Below are 22,007 nucleotides of genomic sequence, written 5' to 3'. Positions count from 1 at the left end.
TTCAGGGCGCGGGCGGGATGTGGCCGCTGTGTTGGCCGGACTCGCTCGCGGCGGGTTTCGCGCATGGGACGCGGCGCCCGCGGAAAGGCGTCGCTTGCATCGTAGTCGGCACTTGCTTTGATCGCGGTGTACCAGGGGAATCTTCGGGAAAGTTCCCTCGCTGGGTGGAGCGATCCGCCGCCCGGATGGAGGTGCTCCGGGGCGGTTGAGGTGCTCGAGTGCCTGGGTTGAGGTGCTCGAGTGTCGCGAAGCGGTGTATCGAGAGCACCGGCGGCGGTCATGCGGCGGGCCACCTCCGGAAATCTGGCATCTGAGGGCTGCTCGCGGCCATATGTCGGCTGAAGGTACCCAAAATGCCAAATTTCCGGAGCTCGGCCGGGGAGTGGTTCCAGAGTTGGTCAGTTTTCGGGGGTTCGTGACGCATATAGCCGTATCCCCCCGATTTCTGACCAATTGCGGAATCGCTCGGCGGTCCGGCCCCGACGCTGAGGTGCTCGAGCGCCGCGCAGCGGTGCATCGAGAGCGCAGGCGGCGGGAAGAGCACCGGCGCACGAAAAAACGGCGGTGGCTCCGGACCGAAGTCCGAGGCCACCGCCGTGTCAGCGCGGGCAGCGCTTAGTTCGCGGCCTTGTCCTTGAAGCGGATGAGCTTCTTGTTGACGAAGTCCTGGATGCCGACGGGGCCGAGCTCGCGGCCGTAGCCCGAGTTCTTCACGCCACCGAAGGGGAGCTCAGCGGACTCGCCGCCGACCTCGTTGATGTAGACCATGCCGGTGTCGAGCTTGGCTGCGACCTCGAGGGCGAGGTTCTCGTCCTCGCACACCATGATCGAGCCGAGGCCGTAGGGCGAGTCGTTGGCGATGCGGATGGCGTCTTCGACGTCCTTCGCGCGGTAGACGGTGCCGACCGGGCCGAAGAGCTCTTCGCGGTAGGCGGCCATGTCCGGCGTGATGTCGGTGAGGACGGCGGTCGGGAAGTGTGCACCGTCGCGTTCGCCCTGCTTGGTGATCTTGGCGCCGTCGGCGACAGCCGACTCGACCTGCTTCTCGAGGCCTTCAGCAGCCTTGAGCGAGGAGAGCGGGCCGAAGTCGCCGCCCGCCTGCGACGGGTCCTTGGCCTCGTTCTGGGCCATCATCTTGGCGGTGAACTTCTCGACGAACTCGTCGTAGTACTTGTCGAGGACGATGCAGCGCTTCGAGGCGTTGCAGGCCTGGCCCGAGTTCTCCATGCGGCCAGCGACAGCCATCTCGGCTGCGGCATCGACGTCGCTCGTGTCGAGGACGAGGAACGGGTCCGAACCACCGAGCTCGAGGACGCACTTCTTGAGTGCGCGGCCAGCCTGCTCGGCGACGATCGCGCCGGCGCGCTCCGAGCCGGTGAGCGAGATGCCGCGGACGCGCGGGTCAGCGATGAGGGTCGAGATCTGGTCGTGCGAGGCGAAAACGTTGATGTAGGCGTTCTCGGGGATGCCTGCCTCGTGGAAGATCTTCTCGATGGCGAGTGCCGACTCGGGGCACTGCTCAGCGTGCTTGAGGACGATCGGGTTACCGACGACGAGGTTCGGGCCAGCGAAGCGGGCGACCTGGTAGTACGGGTAGTTCCAGGGCATGATGCCGAGGAGCGGGCCGAGCGGGTCCTTGCGGATGACGGCGTAGCCACCGGTGGCGGCCTCGATGGGCTCGTCCTCGAGGAGCTTCGGGCCGTTCTCGGCGTAGTACTCGAAGATGGCGGCCGAGAACTCGACCTCGCCGATAGCCTGCTCGACGGGCTTGCCCATCTCGCGGGTGATGATGGCGGCGAGCTCTTCCTTGCGCTCGTTGAAGATCTCAGCGACGCGGCCGATGATGGCTGCGCGCTCTGCGGGGGTGGTCGAACGCGACCACTGCTCGTATGCCTCGAAGGTCTTGGCGGCCGCTGCCTCAATCTGGGCGTCGGTGGCCGTCTCGTAGGTCTTGATGACCTCGCCGTTGGCGGGGTTGGTGACTGCGTAGCCGGTCATGGCTGCTCCCTTGCGTCGTTGCGTTCCGGGTGGATTCGGGCGGGGTTCGTGCGCGATTGCGCTGCCCGTGTCCTACTGAACGACATTAGTTTGCCGTATTTCGATTGGTGCCCGCTGAGTGAACGAGCTGATCGAGTAGCCGCGCAGCGGCGTATCGAGATCACGCGGCGCAACTTGAGTCGACCGAGCCGCCAAACTGAGTTGACCGAGTAGGCCCGGAGGGCCGTATCGAGATCACACGCCGCGGCACTGCGCTTCCGCCGGTGCTCTCGATACACCGGCTCCGTCGGCACTCGAGCACCTCGGCTGGCGGACTTGAGCACCTCGGCTGGCGCGGTCGAGCCGCCGAGTGGTTCCAGAACCGGTGAGAAAACGGGGGCATACGGCCATGTGTGGCACGAAACCCCGAAAACTGACCAATTGCGGAAGCGCTGGCGTGGTCGACCTCCGGAAATCTGGCATCTCATGCACCTTCAACCGGCATATGGCCGCGAACGCTCCCCAGATGCCAAATTTCCGGAGGCATCCCTCCGCACAGCTCCGGCGGGTGCTCTCGATACACCGGCTCCGCCGGCACTCGAGCACCTCAGCTGGCACACCCGAGCACCTCTCGGTGGCGCATCGGCTCGGCACGGGGTAAACTTGACTAGTTCGCTGTACTCAGGTGCAGCGTGCACGCGCGCAAGTGGCGGAATTGGCAGACGCGCACGGTTCAGGTCCGTGTGCCTTCGGGCGTGGGGGTTCAAGTCCCCCCTTGCGCACACCCCTTGGGAGCGAGGCCCCGGTTCGAGTAGTCGAGCCGGGGCCTTGTGGCGTTTTCAGGACGGGATGCGGTCAAGCTAGTGAAGACTCCCGCTAGACGTTGATGAAGTAGACACGCTCTCCCGGGGTGATCACACGCTTGTGACCCGAACTTTGACCCCAAGGTAAGCAAGCAGATCGTACTGCTTTACGAGATTCACCTTGGTGAAGCTAAATAGTGACTGCACGGAAACTGGTTGTTCTTGCCCAATGGCCAAGATCACTTCGTCAAGCTGAGCATCCTGGACCACATCCTTTGATTCATCAGCTATTCGTTTTTTCCAAGCTGCACGTGCATGATCATCACGCGCCAAAGCGTCGGCCGAGACTAGCGCCTGTGCAAGTAGATGGCTGAGATCTGCTGAACTTCGACCCCGCTTAACATGAATGAGGATCCCGGGAGGGACGAAAATGTCGCAAGGCTCAATTCCTCCACGGGAGTGGAGTTCGGTCCTAATGAGCTTCCGGTCAAGGCAATAGCCGCCGCACGCTGAGGCAGCCCGGGCGTTGTACTCGGCTTCGTGTTCGCTACCCCATGGGGGGAGTTCCAAGGATGGCTTCTTTGAGAGAATTTCTGAGATTCGCGAATCGATTCTTGCTAGATACTGGTTATCCATCCGATACCAGTTGCCATCGTGTAGGCAGAATCGCTGATTGGACTCTTCGATTTCGAAGGCTAGCCACCTACGCAGGGGCACTGCGGATGAGATTAGGGTGCCCACTTCGGGTTCCGCTTCACTATGAAGTTCGATTCTTACTTTTTTAAGTTTGCTGGTCACGGACTCGGGAGGCGTGTCTTTGAACCATTCGATAACCTGGTTGATATCGGGTATCTGTTCAAATACGCGACGCTTGTGGTCGCCCAAGCCCGTAACCTTGACACTCGCCACAGTGCCGTGAATGTCGAGCCTCTCATGGGGCCAGGACATGCCAAGTTTCGTCGCCTCCCCTGAGGTAAGGGTATCCGCAAGTCGCTTCTCCAATTTGGGGACCAGGCTGTTCTTGGGTTTTATTGCCACAAGCTGTTCGAGTCCTTCAAGGCCTGCCAATATGGGTTGTCGACTCACTGCCTGGATGGTTGCCAAATCCTTGACGAGGGCCTTTGGTGATCGTGCGAGGGGTAGGTTGAGGGATTCTGCTGCGCGTAGCTGGATGACTTTATCGCCCACTGTGAGGCCACTAATCTTTGCCTTCGCTTCGATTCGGCTTACAACCTCCCCGTACCCGTCCACACCGAGATCCCGCAACGTGCTCCCGTTTGGTGTTGAACTTCTGTCTACTCGGGCTCTATGGTCAAGAACTGTCTTGGTTAGAGATTTTAGTTCAGTTGGTAGGGCGGATCGGGCAACGATGCCAGGCCCAAATGAAAAATCAATGTGTTCGGCGTCGAGCATGTGGTAACCCGTGCCCCAAGTGAGAGCCCATATTGTGGGAGTTTTATCCTGAATGAGCAGCACTGCGCCGGGAACGATGTTCGTGAGAGTCTCATCGTGACCAGTTAGTGCTGCGATGTCGGATGCCCACTTTGCCTGCGAGTTCGATCCACCGATCGCGAGGCGTGCTGGAAGACCGTTGACGGTCAGGTCATGGGTCGTGAAGGTCCGGCTGCTGTTCGCCTTGGGTGTGAGCAACGCGGATTCGAACGAGCTTTCTTCGATGAGCCTATAGAGCGTCATCCGCTTCGTCGGCGTCTGTTTTGCCATAGTTCTTGATACCACTCAGCGGTGTCTCGTTCCGAAGGCGGCTGCTTCTGCGGACCTCCTGCATGTGCCCCGGCTCGTGCGTTTCGCCTGGCGAGTTCACCAGAATGTCGGTGGTGGTCGATACGCTGATCGCGTGATGACGGGTGAGGTGTGGCCACCTTGTGGCTGCCGCTGTGGTTCCAAACTGAAGCAAGGCCAGACTGTTGGCCTTCGACTCGCGTGCGAGGGCAATTCTGATGACCGCTGAGCAACTCACTGCGTACCAGGCAAAGTACTTCGCGCACGAACTGCAGCGAAGCTACGCGAATGATCACGTTGGCAAGCTCGCCGGCCTCCTCTTCGACGCTCAGGTCGAGCCGAAGCCGCACCAGATTGACGCAGCACTGTTCGCTCTGCAAACCCCGTATCTGCGCGGTGTCATCTTGGCCGACGAGGTTGGCCTTGGCAAGACAATCGAGGCTGGCATCGTCATCACCCAGTACTGGGCGGAACGCAAGCGCAGCATCCTCATCGTTGCCCCTTCGAGTCTCCGCCAGCAGTGGAAACAAGAACTCTTCGAAAAGTTCTTGATCCCGGCAGAGATTCTTGACAAGAAGTCCGCCGCTGGACTTCTTAACAGGGGATCAGCAAGCTCCGTTTCCGTACTCATTTGCTCATACGAGTTCGCCCAGCGCAACGAACATATGCTGCTGCGCTCTTGGGACCTCGTCGTTGCAGATGAAGCGCACCGACTTCGCAACCACTGGACCGGCAAGGGCAAGGCGGCAAGCGCAATCGCCCGCATCGTGGAGACTTCCCGCAAGACCGTCCTACTCACTGCGACACCGCTGCAGAACAAGCTTGAAGAGCTGTGCGGTCTCGTGTCGGTCTTCGATCCGGACTACTTCTCCTCGCTCGAAGCATTCCGAGAGCGATACATCAAGGGACAGAACGAGTTCCTCGCCGACGATGACCTTGCTGAACGTGTGTCAGTCATCTCGAAGCGCACGCTGCGTCGTGATGCGCAGAAGTACGTTCGCTTCACCGAACGCATGCCGCTGACTGTCGAGTTCACCCCGTCTGAAGATGAGCTTCGTCTGTATGACCTGGTGAATGAATATCTGCAGCGTGACGATTTGTATACCTTTGCTGGGAGCCAGCGGCACCTGTCGGCGCTCATCATTCGCAAGCGTCTTGGCTCGTCCACGTATGCCGTGGCAGGCACCCTGGAGAACATCGCGAACCGACTTGCCGACGAGCTTGCGGCGGGTCATCGCCGAGACGGTCGTGGCGGGCTTCTCATGGGGGCGCTCTTTGACGACGAAATCACGAGCGAGCTCCTGGAAGAAGCGGAAAACGCAGACGCCGAGGCCGCTGTGCCGTCGAGTCCGCGTACCATTGTCGACCCGGCAACGCGGTCCGGAATGGAGGCTGAGATCGCAGAGCTTCGCAGCTTCGCTCAGCTTGCGCGCTCAATCAAAGAAAACCAGAAGGCCATCAAGCTCGGTGAAGCCCTTGATCGTGGTTTTGAACGACTCCGTGAACTCGGCGCGCCGGAAAAGGCGATCATCTTCACTGAATCGACGAAGACCCAGCAGTACATCGCGCAGGCCCTGACAGACATGGGCCGTGGCGAGGGCCTGGTTCTTTTCAACGGTTCCAATGATTCGCCTGCTCAGACCGAGATCTACCGAGCATGGCTCGAGAAGAACAAGGACAGCGACCTTGTCACCGGCATACCTGCAGTTGACCGTCGCAAGGCCCTTGTCGACTACTTCCGCACCGACGGCACGATCATGATTGCGACCGAAGCAGCCGCGGAGGGCATTAACCTGCAGTTCTGTTCGATGCTCGTGAACTATGACCTCCCGTGGAACCCGCAGCGTGTGGAACAGCGAATCGGGCGTGTTCACCGTTTCGGTCAGAAACACAACGTTGTTGTCGTGAACTTCGCGAACAAGGGCAACGTCGCCGAAGAACGAATCCTCGAACTCCTGACCAATAAGTTCCAGCTGTTCTCGACCGTGTTCGGCGCGAGCGACGAGGTGCTCGGGGCGATCGAGGACGGACTCGATTTCGAAAAGAACATCAGCAGCATCCTCACGAACTGCAAGACGGCGAGCGAACTCGACGAGGCCTTTACTCGGCTTGAAAATGAGTACTCGGCAGAGATCTCGAGGGAGATGGCGAGCGCCAAGGCGAAGGTGTTTGACAACCTCGACCCGCACGTACAAGACCGCTTGAAGTCATATGACGCGCAATCGGGTGCGGTGCTCAACAAATTCGAGCGGCTGCTGCTTGCCGTGACAAAGCACGGTCTCCGCGACGACGCGACGTTTGAGGGTGACGGACGCCGGTTCACGCTGCATCGGTCACCCGTTGAGGAGGCTCCGACGGGCCGATACTTCTTCAAGTCAAGGCCGCAAGACAACGCGCACCAATACCGATACTCGAGCCCGCTGGCTCAGCACGTGCTGGATGAGGCGCGTGATGGCGCAACGCCAGCCGCCGAGCTTGTGTTTTCGGTCGGAGCATCTTCACGGGCCAGCACTGCCGTGAAGAAGCTCGTCGGCAAGCACGGTGTGTTGACTGTCAATCTGTTGACATTCACGATGAAGGCCCGTGAGGACGACATTTCTGAGTCGTACATGTTGAGCGGTGCCCTCACCGATGATGGTCAGTGGCTGGATGATGAGTACGTGGCTGACCTGCTCGATTTGCAGTGTGTTGAACAGCGCGAGATCTCACCGATCGACGACAAGGTCTTCTCGCAGCAGCTTGCCGAGCGAACCAGCGACTTGCAGCGTGAGGTGCAGGGTCGGAATAGCCGCTACTACGACCAGCAAGAGGAACTGTTGTATCGGCAACAGGAAGACCGCAAGGCTGAGCATGAGGGCAAGATTCGCGAATTCAAGGCGAAGGAAAAAGACGCCCGGAAGCGCGCCAAGAATGCCGACGATCCAATGGAGCAATTGCGCTGCAAGAAGGAGGCTCGCAAGTGGGAACAGCGGGCTGAGGATGCAGACGAAGACTTCAAGCAGATTCGCAAGCAGCTGCGCCGTGAAGCAGACGACTACCTCGAGCTCATTGAGCAGTCGCTTCGCGGCCAGAAGACAACAGAATACCTCTTCACGATCCGATGGCGAGTGATCGCATGACCGTGGATAACAACGTATACAACGGGGAGCGCACCATGAACGAGGAGACCGACATGGAGTACGAAATTCACGAGACGCCGTCATCGACGCCAAATTTTCGGACGGAGCTCGCGGCGCAACTCGCGAAGCTGATGCCCGAGGCGATTGCTGACGGCAAGGTGGACGTCGAGAAGATTAAGGAGCTTCTCGAAGACGACGCTGCCGACTCCACCGAACGGTTTGGGCTCTTCTGGCCAGGCAAGAAGCGCGCACTCCGTGCTGCACAGGAACCCACGACGGCGACCTTGAAGCCAGACTTCGAGAACTCGAAGGACTGGGACACGACGAAAAATGTGTTCATCGAGGGAGACAACCTCGAAGTGCTCAAGATTCTTCAGAAGCACTACCACAACAAGATCAAGATGATCTACATCGATCCACCTTACAACACGGGTAAGGACTTCGTTTACCCAGACAACTTCAAGGAGGGTCTTGACACCTATCTTCAGTGGACTAAGCAAGTCAATGAGGAAGGTAAGAAGCTCAGCACTAATGCGGAAACCGATGGTCGGTATCACTCAAACTGGCTGAATATGATGTATCCGCGTTTGAAGTTGGCGCGGAATCTGCTGGCGGACAATGGCAGCCTGGTGATCTCGATTGATGATCATGAAATTTCGCATCTTAAGAAGATGTGTGATGAAATCTTTGGTCCCGATAGTGTTGAAGTAATGGTGTGGAACAAAGAGGCTCATGGGTCCTCGGGAACCTTGAAGGCGGTGAAGACGTTCCGCCGTGTCCATGAGTACATCGTGGTTTGCCACAGGACTACCGACTGTGTCTCTTGGTTTAGGGTTCGTGAAGCGCTTGAGGGCAGGGAGCACGAACTCCAGACTGCTAATCTTGCTGTAAATCAAAGTAATGAGCGGTGTGACCATGAAAATTACTTCACAATTGAAAATCCTAGTGGTATGAAGTTTACGAGGCAGTGGAAGTGGGGGAGGGAGGAAATAAATCGCCTAATTGAGGAGGGGTTGATTTATTGGGGTTCGGACGGCAAGAAGCAACCTCGCCTTATTATTCCGACTGATGAGCGACGGACAACTTATCTGCGATCAATTCTTGATTACGGGGGAACGACCGCTGGTCGACGTGACTTTGAAGAGCTTTTTGGTCGTGACGTTGAATTTTCATACCCGAAGCCTGTTCTTCTACTGAAGAAACTTGTGCTTGCGATGACTGCCAAAGATGACGTAATTCTGGATTTCTTTGCTGGTTCCGCTACCACGGCGCATGCGGTCATGGCTGCCAATCGCGATGATCTGGGTGCGCGTCGATTCATGCAAGTGCAGATTCCAGAACCCACTGCTGAGGGATCCGTCGGGCGTAGTTCGGGATACATGACGATTGCAGACATTGCTCGGAAGCGTATCGTGTTGGCTGCCCGGCGCTTTGAGGGTGATGATGCGGGTCCAGAGGCTGGTTCCTCGTGCTATTCCTTTGATGACGGATTCCGTTCGTATAAGTTGGCTGACACTTGCTTCGCCAAGTGGCGCATGTCGAGCGATATCGAGGAGGGGTCCCTGGAGGAAGTTCTCATAGGCCTTCGGGATAGTGCGATGAATGAGGCCACGCCAGCGGACTTGATGACAGAGATCTTGCTCAAGCAGGGATACTCGTTGTCTGACCAGCTTGCATCCACTGAGGTAGCGGGGCTGGATGTTTGGCTCGTGCTCCACGCGGACAGGGAAGTTGCTGTGCTGGCTTATCTAAATGAGTATGTTAAGCCATCCTTCGAGCAACTGCGTGCGCTTGTTGATCAAGCACCGCCACGGATAATCGTGCTCGAGGACGCGTTCCACGGCGATGATGAACTTAAGACCAACCTGTTCCAGCTCTGCAGGAGCAAGGGCATCGAACTTTGGACGGCATGATGAGCGGCTCCGGATTCCAATTTAATCCCAGCCAACAATATCAACTGGAGGCAATTGGGTCTGTCGTTGATCTCTTTGAAGGTCAGCCGAAAGATGTAGAAAGACTCCTGACGATGCTACGAGGAAAAGTAGTACTGCCGGCGATGAGCGAGGCTGTGCTCGATATTGATCTCAGTCAGGAGGTCGGCGCTGTCGGAAACAGTCTGGTGCTCGACCGTAACCTAATTCTCACCAACCTGCAGCGGGTGCAGGATAGGAACGGTCTTGAAGTTTCGTCGCAGCTCGCAGGTGACAGCCTCGATTTCGACATCGAGATGGAGACGGGCACTGGCAAGACCTATGTCTACCTCCGTACGATCTTTGAGCTGGCAGCCCGCTATAACTTCACGAAGTTCGTCGTTCTTGTGCCGAGCGTTGCGATCCGTGAGGGTGTCAGTACGAGCATTCGTCTGATGCGTAGTCATTTCGAGAATATGTACAGATCGCAGGGCGTTACCTTCGATGCCTCGGTATACAGTGGCAAGAGTGCTGAAGGTGTGCAGGCATTCGCGACTTCGACGAACGTGCAAATCCTTGTCATGACTATCGACTCGATTCGAGGGAACGACACCCGCGTTATCCGTCAGTCTCTCGACAAGTTGACCGGTCTTCGGCCGATTGACTATCTGGCAGCCACACGTCCCGTGGTCATTATGGATGAGCCGCAGAATATGGAAACGAAGCTCGCCCAGTCGGCGATCGGTGACATGAATCCGATCTGCACCCTTCGCTACAGTGCGACACACAAGAAGCAACGCAACGTTGTGTATCGGCTCGACCCGGTTGACGCGCACAAGCTCGGACTCGTGAAGCAAATTGTCGTCGCCGACGTGCGACAAGAAGGCTCGGACGCATCACCCCACATCAAGCTTGTTGAAGTTAAAAACACGCCAAAGTGGGTGGCGAAACTTGAGCTGTCTGTTCGAAAAGCTGACGGCACCTTGCAGCGCAAGACGGTAAACGTACGACAGCACCAGGAGTTGTCTGACCCCCGGCTCACGGATAACAGTGCATACGAAGGCTGGCGTATCAACGAGATGCGGCTCGACCCTCCGGCAATTGAGCTGACGCGCCACGGCGAGCTCCAGCTTGGTGAAACCATTGGTGAGCAGACCGACGCGATCTACCGAGAGATGATCCGCGAAACGATCCGAGAACACCTCCGCAAAGAACTCGTCCTTCGAGGTACCGGCATCAAGGTGCTCAGTCTCTTCTTCATCGACAAGGTCGACAACTTCCTCGGGGACGGGTCAAACAACACTGACGCGAGTGGTCAATTCGTGCAATGGTTTGACGAACTCTTCTGTGAAGAACGTGCACGAGTCACGGGAGTGGAAAACATCTTGCCATACGAGCCATCAGAGCTTCGGCGAGGCTACTTCTCGGTCTTGAAGGGTACGAAGGGTGCGGCCGACAAGTTCAAAGACACGTCGGGGACAACGAAGGCAGACGACGACGCCTACGAGCTGATCATGCGAGACAAGTCGCGTCTTCTTGACACGTCCGAGCCAACCCGATTTATCTTCAGTCACTCGGCACTCCGCGAAGGTTGGGACAACCCTAATGTGTTCCAAATCTGCACACTGCGAGAAATGGGCGTTGAGACCGAACGTCGACAGACGCTGGGTCGAGGCTTGCGTCTGCCCGTGAGGCAAACACCAAACGGATACGAACGCGTCAGTGACCGAAGCATCGCAACACTGACCGTCATCGCTAACGAGTCTTACACCAAGTTTGCTGGCGAACTGCAGCGCGAATACAAGAAGTCTGGTGTCGAGGTCGGTGTAGTTCGCAGAAGTGAGTTCTCACGATTGCCAATGGTCGACTCGAACGGTCAGGCTACCGACGAGACACTCGGCTTCAGCAAGTCACTCGAACTCTGGGAGCACCTCCGTAAACAAGGCATCATCGAACAGGACGGCACCGTCACAAACAAGTTTCGGCCGAACGAGATGGGCTTCACCCTCAACCTGCCGGTTGACTTCGTTGCGCTTGAGGTGCCGATCATTGAACGCATCGCCGAGGCGAGCCTCGAGAAGCACATCCGCCCAATCAGCAAGCGTCAGTCACGCAAGTTGAACAAGCAGCTTTACTCGACTCCCGAGTTCGAGGAATTCTGGGAGACGATTGCGAGCAAGACGACCTACCGTGTTCGGGTCGACCGAGACGAGCTGATTGCGAACTCGGTGAAGGCGATTCGTGAAGCACCCGCCATCGAGCCTCTGCAGATCAAGATCACACGGACAGGCGTGACCATGGGGCGCGGGGGTGCGAAGGGGCGTGAACTGGGGGAGCGTTCGGCTGAGCTGCGAGGCACCTACGCACTTCCAGACATCATCACGGAATTGCAGGAAGCGACATCGCTGACGAGGAAGACGATTGTCGACATCTTGCTCAAATGCGACAAGCTCCACCAGTTCATCGGTAACCCGAACGACTTCATCGCCATGGTGAAGCGAATCTTGAAGACAGAACTGGCAAAGATTGTTGTCGACGGGATCCAGTACGAAAAGATCAAGGGCTACGTCTACGAGCTGCGAGAACTGCAGCAGGACGGTGCGGCGGAGAAGGACCGCTTCCTTGACCAGATGTACAAGGTCGAGAACGAGCAGAAGACCGACTTTGACTACGTCGTCTATGACTCGACCGTCGAACGAGAGTTTGCCGAGCTGCTAGACAGCCGCGAGGACATCAAGCTGTTCATGAAGCTGCCGCCGAAGTTCAAGATTGACACGCCCGTTGGTCCGTACAACCCCGACTGGGCGATCATCAAGCAAGAAGACGGCGAAGACAAGATCTACATGATCCGCGAAACGAAGTCGACGCTTGATGACTCGAAGCTGCGGCCGTCAGAGCTCGCCAAGCTCAAGGCCGCGAAGAAGCACTTCGAGGCGATTGGTGTCGGTGACTACCGGCGGGCTGTGCCTGGGCGATGGGGGCTGTAGACGAGAAATCGCAGTCGTCTCGCTAGGACATTGGTACGTCGTGTGATCGAATTCGGAAGCCCCGAAGGGTAGCTAGCCCGGGTGGAGAGCGAGCGCATAGTTTGCAGCCTGTACGAGCGGGAACGACGCCCGCAACTCTCGGAGTAAGTCAAGGGGAGGGGGATGGGGCCTCCTAGCCCCATCCCCCTCCCCTTCGTGCGCTACTCGGTCTTGCTCTTCAGTACTTCGGTTGAGATGGGCGTGAACTTTGCATCCACGAATGACTTGAACCGCCGAGTGAGGTTGACCCCGTCGTCGCCTGCGTGGACAGCCGTTCGAGTGATGAATGCGCGTGAACAATTTACCGTGGGGCGTCGTCGGAGGGTGTCCTTTGTCGGCCTAAGGATCTTGTCGGTCCCCAGCGCAATCGTCGTCTCTCGTTCCTGCAAATAGCCCAAAATGGTTACGTCGAAGTACCTCTGAGCGTTCATGAGGATTGTGGGGCGGGCCCAATTTCGGGGTACCAAGAGCAGAGGTGCCCCGAACGCCACGGGCAGATCGATCCCGCGTTCTACCCATGCCCTTCCTTGGTTGTCCCAAACTTGTACGGTGACTCGCTCGACTTGTTGATTTCCCGCTGAGAACTCGGGGAATTGCTTGAGCATCTCTCCTGTAAACAGGGCAAGTGCCTCGTAGACAATCCTCGTTGTAAGATCGGAGGTGATGTCGTTGCCCACTCCGGAGACAAACAGTGGGATGTCCTCGAGCTGAGTGCAGATGGCAATTCGTCGGAACGCATCGCTATTATCAACAAGGGCTTGCCAGATCCAATGGCCAACCTCGTCAGAGCCGCCATGTCCGTTAAACCCAGCTCTGGCTAGCCCGAGACGGGTCTCCCTTGGCTCCCTGAATGCTTGGAGGAGTCGAAGTCCTTCGGCTTGGCTTTGCTGGTCTCCAAACAACACATGGTTAGAAACCGTGTTGAAAAAGCTCGTCATGTCGGCTTGAGCAAGGTGGGCATACGGCCGGTTCGATCGATCAAGCCGAATGGCTCGTGGGTCGACGAATAGGGCGCTGTCTCGTTGCACATTGACATCGACGAAGGGCAGCGAAGGGTCGTCGGTGATTCCGTAGTACTCGGTTACATGCATTGCGCGCTCCATTTCTGATGCCTATAGGGCATCCATAGGGTTGCGCGCCAGTCACTGCCGCCTAGCCATGGGGCCAGAAGACGTGAGATAGACTTGGTGCGTCCGTCCAAAGACACGACTGAGCCTCTCCCGGACCCCCCTGGGAGGGGCCTTTTCGTGGCTGGCGCTGTTCGCAAGAGACCCCGGCAATTGGGGATGTCTCCGGCGTCTACTGGGCATCGTTGGCATGCCCATGAGGGTGTTCGTTCTTGACCTGAATCTGCTTCTCGAGCTGATCTGGGGTGGCTGTGGGGAATTGCCTGGCACGATTGCGGTTTGAGATCACCGCCGTACCCTCGATCTTCCGGTCGATGACGAGCATGCCATCGCGAAGTTCAGGAGTCCACCGGCGTGCTTCCGAAGTGTCCATTCCGATGAAGCGCGTGAACATCGAACCGGCAATCAAAATGGGCCCCGATGACTTCTTGGACTTGTTGGCAGGTGATTGGCGCCGAGCGGGGTAGCCATTCAAGTCGCTGGAGTCGGTGGCGCGAAGTGCGATCAATCGCTCGTCTGCGTCGTAGAGAAACGTAATGAACTCTGGCTCGCCGAGGAGCTTGTATGCGGCATCGTTGAGGCTGAACAGTCCGCGTTTCTGAATGGTAACTGCCGGTACTGAGGGAGTGGGTGCGCTCCCCTTTTCGAACACCTTGAATGCCACGTCAATTCCAATCCGAGTCGATCTAGCTGTCGTTGGCAGTCTAGTGGGGGGAGTGCTAATTGCGCTCGCTATGAGTGTCTTGTGTCTGGAAAGTTTCTGTGAGGTGATGGAAAATGTCGAGAAGTGCTCAGGTTGGGCTGAGCTGCGCCACTGCAGTAATCGAAGCGAAGTGACGCACAGTAGACGCGGCCCATCGCGCGGGGCCGCGAAGCTCATGGCATCCTTCTACCAGTTCTTTGGGCTGAGTGCGGTGGAGTCGGGGCTGAGCGTCTGAGGCTCGAGAGTCCTGGGAAGTTTTCGGACTGTCGGTGGTGTCGATGATGATGTGGACATGACCGATTCAGTCTTTCGAACCGTCACCTACGAGCGCTTCGAAGTGCCCGATCGCTCAGTGCTGGCCCCGATCATGCGCGACCGGGGCCCGGGCATCTATTGCCTCGAGTTTGCGAACGGTGAGCGGTACGTCGGCCAAACGGTGAATTTCACGCAGCGCCTCGGAACCCACATCCACGGAAGCAAGCACCACGAGGCGTGGACGGATATTGTCGCGGTCAACATTGTTGAGTGCCCGCGACAGTCGCTCGACGAGATGGAGCGCTATCTCATCAGACGAGAGCGGGAAACCGGACACAAGCTCCGAAACAAGACTTTCAACTTCGGGTTCGTTGGGCCGAGCAACCTTGACCAGGTCATCCCGGTCATCGAGCAACAGCACTGGGCGACCGGGCACGGGAGCTTCGACGTCAACTCGATCGTCGAGGCATCGCGGCGACGTCCCGGACCGCCGAAACTGTTGCAACACGCAAAAACGCAGCAGCGACTTGAAACTGGTTGCACCTTGGGCGACGCCGTGATTGCAGACCTCGCAAGCGCCGCAGCCAACTGCATCCCGAATCTCGTTGAACTCGAGGGCGAGTACTGGACAATGAGTGATCTCCCGGGCACATCAGGTGGCCGATTTGCGACGCTTAACGTTGGCCGAGTCGAGTTCTTGTTTCATCCTCGGCGGCCCATTGTGTGGGAGTGGGAAGACGGCACAGTTACCGACATCGAGTGGCCAGCAGTGCTCAACTTGCCGCCGGGATTCGGCGCCGAAATCCTTGGCCTCGAACCCGACGGATATGAGCCTGGCGATGAGTTTGGGCTGGATAGTAACTCGATTTCGGCCGTTCTTGCTTTGCAATCGGGCAAGTATCGGTTGACTGCGGTTGACCAGCTCATCGTGCCGACAGGATCGGTTGGCCAGGTCATGTGGGAGCTTGAATTACTTGACCGGCTTCGGCTTTTCGTGCTCGACATCATGAGAATGGGTGACGCATCTGTGTGGCGTCGCTGGCATTCCAAGCAGCTTGCAAACCGGGTCTATCGGTCAATCGCCAAGGCGGTTTCAGGCGATGAGTAGCGCCTTGCTCACAAGGCAGACGACTACCGTCACACGCATGACAACCCGCATGGTTCTCGTCCCCGGTTTCTGGCTTGGCGCTTGGGCGTGGAATGAGGTGATCCCCGCACTGAACGGTGACATCGACGCGGTCGCCGTCGACCTCCCCGGTCAGGACGGCAAGCGCGGCGAAGCACCCGCCCAGGTGAGCCTCGCCGACCAGGTTGCCGCGATCGAGCGTGCACTCGAGGCAGAGCCGGCCGACCGCCGCATCCTCGTCGTCCACTCGGGGTCCGCGAGCCCCGGCACGATGCTCCTCGACAAGCGTCCCGAGCTCGTCGACCACATCGTGTTCGTCGACACCGCCCCGCCTGTCGACGGCCTCGCCTTCAACGCCGACGCCACGAGCGACGCAACCCTCGACGAGATGCTCGCGAACGAGCAAGAGCAGTACGCATTCCGTGACCTCACCGACGAGCAGCTCGAACGCTTCAAGCAGCGGGCCACCGTGCAGCCGAAGAGCCTCGTCACCGAAGCTGTGACCCTCACGAACGACGCCCGCCACAACGTGCCCGTCACCGTGATCTGCTCCTGCTACACCGCCGAACAGTTCCAGGACTTCGCCGACCAGGGCATCCCCTACCTCGCCGCCCTCAACGACTACGAGTCAGTGCACTACATAGACCTGCCCACCGGCCACTGGCCCATGTGGTCCAAGCCCGCCGAACTCGCAGCCCTCCTCAACGAGGTCGCAGTCGACGAATAGGCGGTTCCACGTGGCCTGTGGATAACTTCTCTCGAATGTCGGTGGTGGCGGATACCGTGCGACGCAGTGAGCGCAGGGGGCGCTCCACGATCTAGGGGGATCACATGTCACGACGAACGACCGCACGCGTGCTCGGGGTAGGGGCCAGCTTGGTTGGGCTCCTCAGCCTCACCGGCTGCCTCGCACCGATTGCCTTCGTTGAAGGACTCGCTGATGGAACTGCCGACGGGCTGGCCTCGTACTCGCCGACACCACGGCCAACAGCGGCGCCAACGCCTTCGGGCGCCTTCAAGTCGGACGAAGAAGCACTGAATGCGGTGATTGAAGCAGCCACGCGCGGGGCTGAGAAGTCGGCTGAACTCATCAACAATCCGGATTTCAGCACTGACGAGATGGCCGAAGTTGCCAGCGGCAGTTATCTGGAAGTAGCCACCGCCACGATTGAGCAATATCGCTCGCAGAATGTCCGCTATGACGGCGCAGTGTCATTCGAAGGCGTCGAGCTGTTGAAGAGCGAGCAGGATTCGAGCGGCGTTCGGCTCAAGGCGTACCTCTGCGTTGACCGGAGTTTGACTGCCGCCGTTTATCCGGACGGTGAGCGTGTCGAGCCCGATCCGTCCGTGCACCGAAAGCTCATGGAAGCCGTCGTGCAGGGCGAAACGGTCGACTCGCTCAAGGTTGAATCCATGAGCGGATTCGGCCCAGAGTTCCCTTGCTAGTACGTATCGGCCGGGATGTATGAACCCCTGAAATTGGGCCTGTGGATAACTTTCGAGACATGTCGACCGAATGCGATATCTTGCAGTCCGTGAGCGCAGGGGGCGCTCCATGATCTAGGGGGATCTCGATGGGACGACCGATGTTGGCGCGCCTGCTCGCAGGAGCGATGGCCACCGCTGCGATCGTTACCGTGAGCGGCTGTTCGGGGGAGCAGCCAGCGCCAACATCGGCGCCTGTCGACACGACCACCTCGATGCCGACGCCTGCCGCGACCTTCGCCTCGGACGAGGAAGCGCTGGCAGCGGGGGTTGCGGCGGTGGAGCGTCTAAACGAAAAGTCAGCCGAGATTGTTCAAGATCCAAGCGTTCCAGTCAGCGACTTGGAGCAAGTTGCTTCCGATGTTTACCTGCAGACGATGACCGATTCGGTTACCAAGCTGCGTGAGGAGAAGATTCAACTCAAGGGAAGCCTGTCGGTTGAACCAGAAGAGTTGGTCTACCGCAAAGTGGATGAGGCAGGTGTAGAGGTTCAGTTCTACTTCTGCCTTGACAGTTCCAACTTTCAGAAAATCGATTCGCAGGGCAAACCAACTGATGCTTCTGGTGGAGATAAGCGCGACTACATGATCGGGACTGTCCGCGGCGAGGACAACGAGTCGCTCAAAGTGAGTGAGGTGCAACTGTGGTCGCGCGACAAGGACTGCTAGTCCTTTCTCTGCTCACTGCTGCTGTGCTGGCGCCTCTGCCATCTGCTGCAGCATCTGGCCTTTCATGCTCGGTTTTGAACCCGGGATCATGCACCGACATCTCCGTCGGTAACGGCGGCTCAGGCGTCGACGTCGGCGTGACGACCGAGCAGGTCGTCGGGGGCTCCGACGCACCAGCATCGGGATCCGGAGACGCTGGTGACTCCGGCTGGTCCGGTGACGCGCCGGGCACCGTCGAGCTTCCCGCCGTCTGGCGCTACGACCCGATTACCGGGAAACCGATCTACGCGAGGATGCGTGCGCCGCGCGGCACCACACCCGCGGCACCCGCGCCGGCAACCCTCCCCACCGTCATCCAAAGCTCCGACGTCGCCAACGTCGCCCCGAAGCCGGGCAGCCTCACCACCGAGCCGAACGGCTGGGCGATCATGAACACCCCCATGAACGCCTACGTCACCGCCACGAACCACACGGCGACGAGCACCATCAACTCCATCCCGGTCACCGTCACCTTCACACCCGAAAGCTACGAATGGACCTGGGGCGACGGCACCGTCACCACCACCGAAGTCCCCGGCGACTCGTGGGCAAACCTCGGCCAACCCAACTGGAGCGAAACCGCCACCAGCCACAGCTACAGCGAACGCGGCACCATCACCCTCTCCGTCCGCATCAAATACAGCGCAACCGTCTCCGCCAACGGCAAAACCATCCCCGTCACCGGACTCGTCACCGGCCCCGCAACCTCATCAGCCATCCTCGTCGTCCGATCCGACGCAGCCCTCGTCGCCAACAACTGCATCGACGCCCCACACGACCCCGGCTGCTAACCCGACACGGCCCAGCACAGGACTACAGTGGAGGCCTCCCCAAACCCGAGAGGACCACGGTGACCGAACCCGCTGCCGAGCAGGAACCACTCGACCCACAACTCGACGAACTCCACACCCTCCTGCAGCGCATCGGCGTACCTGTCGGCAACTGGCCACTCATCGACCGCATCGTCCACAAACTCGATCTCAGCGGATTCCGCACTCTCGGCGGCTGCGTCCGCGCCAGCCGACCCACCAAGGGCATGGACGTCCGCTTCTTCCGCGGCAACACCACCGGCCTCACCGAGACCGAAGCCCACAGCTTCACCGACCCCGGCGACACCCCCGGCGCCATCTCACCCCGCGCCTGGACCAACCCCGAACGCCCCGTCATCTGGTGCGTCGACCACCCCGTCCAGCCCGCCCCCACCGCCGAAGAACTCGCACGCCGCGCCGCCGCCGAAGAACGCGCCGCCGCCGAAGCCGAAAAAGCCGAACGCCAGCGCGAAGCACGCCGCGCCCGCGCTGAAGCCCGCGCAGCCTCCAAGCCCGCCAAGACACCCAAGGCCACCAAGCCCCGCGAAGCAAAGCCGCGCAACCCCGCCACCCTCGCGCCCGGCGACGAACCGCTCACCATCTGCACCGACTGCTTCACCGCAAAATCCGCGACAGGAGAGTGCCTCTGCTAGACCGCTGAGGTGCCCGCAGTCTGTCCGGTTTTCGCTCTATAGCTGTTATCTCGCTCACCGGGAGGGATACGAGCTATATAGCGAAAAACAGACACGGTTTCCGGTGGCGTGATCTCGATACGCCGCTGCGCGGCTACTCGATCAGCTCGAAGGGGGAGGCGCTCGAGATCTCGATACGGCCTGCGGCCTACTCGATCCCGCGGTGCGGCCGAAGGCCGTGTATCGAGAGCACCGGTGGACAAGACCCTCTCACATGCGTTTGCCACCGAAACGGACATTTGCCACCGGAAAAACGCTGGCAAATGTCCGAATCGGTGGCAGAAGCGCGACACGGTTTTCGGGGCGGGTGATCTCGATCAGCTCAGGCTGCGGGGCTAGGCGAGCAGCGCGGCGAGCTCGGGGGAGCCGCCGAACATCTGCACGGTCGCGCGGGCGCTCGGCGTCCCAGCATCCGCATCCGCACCCGCCTCAAGCAAGAGCTGCGTCGACTCCACATCCTGCTTGAACACCGCGCAGCTCAACGCCCGCTGCCCGCGATCGTTCGCGATCTCCGGATCCGCGCCGCGCCCCAAGAGCATCCGAACCGTCTCCGGATGCGACGAATACGCAGCCAGGTTCAGCATCGTGTCGCCCTTCGCGTTCTGCATGTTCACCGGCGCACCCGCGTCAATGTAGGCGGCAAGACGCTCCGTCTCACCCTCGCGCGCCATCGCAAACAACGAATTCGCGAGCGCAATCGCCTCCTCCGACGGCGCAGCCTTCGCAAACTGACAGGCCTTCTCCTCTAGGGTCGAACCCCCGTCCGGCCCCGCCGAAGCGGCACTCGCGGCAGGCTCGGTCATAGGCTCGAATGCTGCAGCGTCAAAGCTCGTCATGCCCCACATCCTGCCAAGCAGCCCCCTGGAAAACCTTCGCGAACGATCACCTCGTGTTCACCCCGCGTTGACGTCAAGGAGGCACAATCGCATAGCTGCGGTCGCGATGGGGGAACCGTGACGACCGCCCGATGTCGTCCGCGCTGCAGCGATCTGCATACCGGAACCAGGGGGATCCCGAGTGACGACTTCGTCCGCAATCAAGCGCGGCACCCTTCAGCGAGCCCGCATGTTCACCGCAGCGCTCGGCCTCGCGCTCATCGCCGTCGTGACGCCATGCGTCGTGCCCAGCGCCACCGCGGCCGACTTCTCGGGCGGCAACAGCACCCCCACCCCGACCCCCACCGGCGAGCCGAACACCGAACCGAGCGCCACGACACCGCCGTCGAACGAGCCCGCAAAACCCAACAACCCGGCCCCCGGCAAGCCCGAAGAATCCAAGCCTGCCGAGCCGAAGCCCGAAGAAAAGCCCAAGGACAAGACCCCCACCTGGGATGAAGTCAACAAGGCCGCCGAATCCGGCAACACGGCCGCTGCGCAAGAGCTCATCGCCTCGATCGAGTCGCAGATCGCAGGCCTCGAATCCTCCGTCGCCTCCGCCATCGCTGCCACCGAAACCGCCGGCGCCGAATACGAGAAGGCCCGCACGGCCGCCGAAGAGCGCCGCGGCGAAGTCGCAGCCCTCGACGAGCAGATCAAGGATGCTGAGGAACAGGCCGAGGCATCCGCAGCCTCGCTCGGCACCATGGCCGTCCACCTGCGTAACCACACTGCAGGCTTCGAGCCCGAAGTCATCACCTTCTTCAACTCCGACCCGGGCGAAGACTTCCTCTACCAGCTCACCACCGTGAACCGCTTCTCCGACAACGAGTCGGCAATGCTCGCGCAGGCCGAAGCAGACCAGGTGACGCTCGCGGCGCTCCGCAAGGACGCCGAAGTGAAGCTCGTCGAAGCCGAAGAGCTCGAGAAGGAAGCCGAAACCCAGCGCGACGCCGCCGTCGCCGCCCAGGTGCAGGCACAGGCGCAGCAGGCCGCCGCGGTCGAAGCGAAGAAGCAGCTCGAGGCCATGCTCGGTGTCCTCGGCGGCGAAGCTCCCTCGCAGGACGACCTCAACAACGTCCTCGCCGCGCAGCAGGCCGCCTACGAGCAAGGGATGGCAGCGCTCGCGGATGCCGGCATCGACGTCGGCTCGCTCACCGTATCCAGTTCCGGCGCCTACGCCCCGCTCTTCGACGCAACCATGACCGACGGCTACGGGATGCGCGTGCACCCGGTGCTGAAGACCATCGGCATGCACTGGGGCAGTGACTACGTCGTCTCGAACGGCGGCACCTGCGGTGCACCGCTCTACGCCATCAAGGGTGGAACGGTCGAATACGCGGGCCCGATGGGTGGCCTCGGCAATGTCGTCCAGATCAAGCTCGAAGACGGCACGAAGATCCTCTACGGGCACATCCTCGATGGCGGCCTCGGTGTTGCGACCGGGCAGACCGTGACCGCCGGGCAGCCGGTGGCGCTCGCCGGCAGCACGGGGTACTCGACCGGATGCCACCTCCACCTCGAAGTGGAGCAGAACGGGCAGCACGTCGACCCGCACGCTTGGCTGATCGGGCTCGGGGTCGCGAGCTAGGGGCGCTGCGGGGGCGGTGGTGCGCCGGTGGTCTCGACACGCGGGCCTTTGGCCCGCACTCG

General features: G+C 59.8%; 15 protein-coding genes and 1 tRNA gene. 11 read left to right on the top strand and 5 right to left on the bottom strand.

Going from position 1 to position 22,007, the window contains the following annotated elements:
• Nucleotides 1–615: 615 nt before the first annotated feature.
• Nucleotides 616–1,998: an NAD-dependent succinate-semialdehyde dehydrogenase gene (locus ZAL01S_RS03875; RefSeq protein WP_066080031.1), complete on the bottom strand. Its 1,383-nt coding sequence runs from the start codon at nucleotides 1,996–1,998 to the stop codon at nucleotides 616–618.
• A 679-nt stretch (nucleotides 1,999–2,677) separates the two neighbouring features.
• On the opposite strand from ZAL01S_RS03875, the gene ZAL01S_RS03870 reads away from it, so the two are divergent.
• Nucleotides 2,678–2,759, top strand: a tRNA-Leu gene (locus ZAL01S_RS03870).
• 132 nt (nucleotides 2,760–2,891) lie between these two features.
• On the opposite strand, the gene ZAL01S_RS03865 is transcribed toward ZAL01S_RS03870, so the two are convergent.
• Complete coding sequence (locus ZAL01S_RS03865) at nucleotides 2,892–4,502, bottom strand: DUF6119 family protein (protein ID WP_066080028.1); 1,611 nt, start codon at nucleotides 4,500–4,502, stop codon at nucleotides 2,892–2,894.
• A gap of 236 nt (nucleotides 4,503–4,738) precedes the next feature.
• On the opposite strand from ZAL01S_RS03865, the gene ZAL01S_RS03860 reads away from it, so the two are divergent.
• Genes ZAL01S_RS03860 through ZAL01S_RS03850 form a run of 3 tightly spaced genes read left to right on the top strand, consistent with a single transcriptional unit; the run spans nucleotide 4,739 to nucleotide 12,536 of the window.
• Entirely contained in the window at nucleotides 4,739–7,639 is a 2,901-nt protein-coding gene (locus ZAL01S_RS03860; protein WP_066080024.1) for an SNF2-related protein, read from the top strand.
• A 35-nt stretch (nucleotides 7,640–7,674) separates the two neighbouring features.
• Nucleotides 7,675–9,552 (top strand): site-specific DNA-methyltransferase, encoded by a 1,878-nt coding sequence (locus ZAL01S_RS03855; protein ID WP_244875321.1) that lies wholly within the window; start codon nucleotides 7,675–7,677, stop codon nucleotides 9,550–9,552.
• Nucleotides 9,549–12,536, top strand: coding sequence for a restriction endonuclease (locus ZAL01S_RS03850; RefSeq protein ID WP_066080021.1), 2,988 nt, complete (start codon nucleotides 9,549–9,551; stop codon nucleotides 12,534–12,536). Before ZAL01S_RS03855 ends, ZAL01S_RS03850 begins: the two co-directional genes overlap by 4 nt.
• Nucleotides 12,537–12,736: 200 nt before the next feature.
• On the opposite strand, the gene ZAL01S_RS03845 is transcribed toward ZAL01S_RS03850, so the two are convergent.
• Entirely contained in the window at nucleotides 12,737–13,678 is a 942-nt protein-coding gene (locus tag ZAL01S_RS03845) for a hypothetical protein (RefSeq protein WP_217995463.1), read from the bottom strand.
• A 196-nt stretch (nucleotides 13,679–13,874) separates the two neighbouring features.
• Nucleotides 13,875–14,366, bottom strand: a complete 492-nt coding sequence (locus ZAL01S_RS03840) for a hypothetical protein (protein WP_066080015.1) — start codon at nucleotides 14,364–14,366, stop codon at nucleotides 13,875–13,877.
• A 331-nt stretch (nucleotides 14,367–14,697) separates the two neighbouring features.
• Here ZAL01S_RS03840 and ZAL01S_RS03835 point away from each other — a divergent pair, with 331 nt between their 5' ends.
• From ZAL01S_RS03835 to ZAL01S_RS03810, 6 genes are all read left to right on the top strand, one after another.
• Nucleotides 14,698–15,768 (top strand): GIY-YIG nuclease family protein, encoded by a 1,071-nt coding sequence (locus ZAL01S_RS03835; RefSeq protein WP_159421575.1) that lies wholly within the window; start codon nucleotides 14,698–14,700, stop codon nucleotides 15,766–15,768.
• 37 nt (nucleotides 15,769–15,805) lie between these two features.
• Nucleotides 15,806–16,513, top strand: coding sequence for an alpha/beta fold hydrolase (locus tag ZAL01S_RS03830; protein ID WP_066080009.1), 708 nt, complete (start codon nucleotides 15,806–15,808; stop codon nucleotides 16,511–16,513).
• A gap of 104 nt (nucleotides 16,514–16,617) precedes the next feature.
• On the top strand, nucleotides 16,618–17,232 hold the full coding sequence (locus tag ZAL01S_RS03825) for a hypothetical protein (RefSeq protein ID WP_159421574.1): 615 nt from the start codon (nucleotides 16,618–16,620) through the stop codon (nucleotides 17,230–17,232).
• A gap of 167 nt (nucleotides 17,233–17,399) precedes the next feature.
• Nucleotides 17,400–17,939 carry a hypothetical protein gene (locus ZAL01S_RS03820; protein WP_159421573.1) on the top strand — a complete coding sequence of 180 codons (540 nt, stop codon included), beginning with the start codon at nucleotides 17,400–17,402 and terminating at the stop codon, nucleotides 17,937–17,939.
• 74 nt (nucleotides 17,940–18,013) lie between these two features.
• Nucleotides 18,014–18,769, top strand: a complete 756-nt coding sequence (locus ZAL01S_RS03815) for a hypothetical protein (protein WP_066080000.1) — start codon at nucleotides 18,014–18,016, stop codon at nucleotides 18,767–18,769.
• Nucleotides 18,770–18,828: 59 nt separating this feature from the next.
• Nucleotides 18,829–19,440, top strand: coding sequence for a hypothetical protein (locus ZAL01S_RS03810; RefSeq protein ID WP_066079998.1), 612 nt, complete (start codon nucleotides 18,829–18,831; stop codon nucleotides 19,438–19,440).
• A 374-nt stretch (nucleotides 19,441–19,814) separates the two neighbouring features.
• On the opposite strand, the gene ZAL01S_RS03805 is transcribed toward ZAL01S_RS03810, so the two are convergent.
• Nucleotides 19,815–20,315: an ankyrin repeat domain-containing protein gene (locus ZAL01S_RS03805; protein ID WP_083523042.1), complete on the bottom strand. Its 501-nt coding sequence runs from the start codon at nucleotides 20,313–20,315 to the stop codon at nucleotides 19,815–19,817.
• A 181-nt stretch (nucleotides 20,316–20,496) separates the two neighbouring features.
• Here ZAL01S_RS03805 and ZAL01S_RS03800 point away from each other — a divergent pair, with 181 nt between their 5' ends.
• Nucleotides 20,497–21,945: a M23 family metallopeptidase gene (locus ZAL01S_RS03800; protein ID WP_066079996.1), complete on the top strand. Its 1,449-nt coding sequence runs from the start codon at nucleotides 20,497–20,499 to the stop codon at nucleotides 21,943–21,945.
• The last annotated feature ends 62 nt before the right edge of the window (nucleotides 21,946–22,007 follow it).

Origin of the sequence: [Zimmermannella] alba NBRC 15616, from assembly GCF_001570905.1 — a bacterium.
In the GTDB taxonomy this organism is placed as follows: domain Bacteria; phylum Actinomycetota; class Actinomycetes; order Actinomycetales; family Microbacteriaceae; genus Pseudoclavibacter; species Pseudoclavibacter albus.
This window is presented reverse-complemented; position numbering and strand designations above follow the sequence as displayed.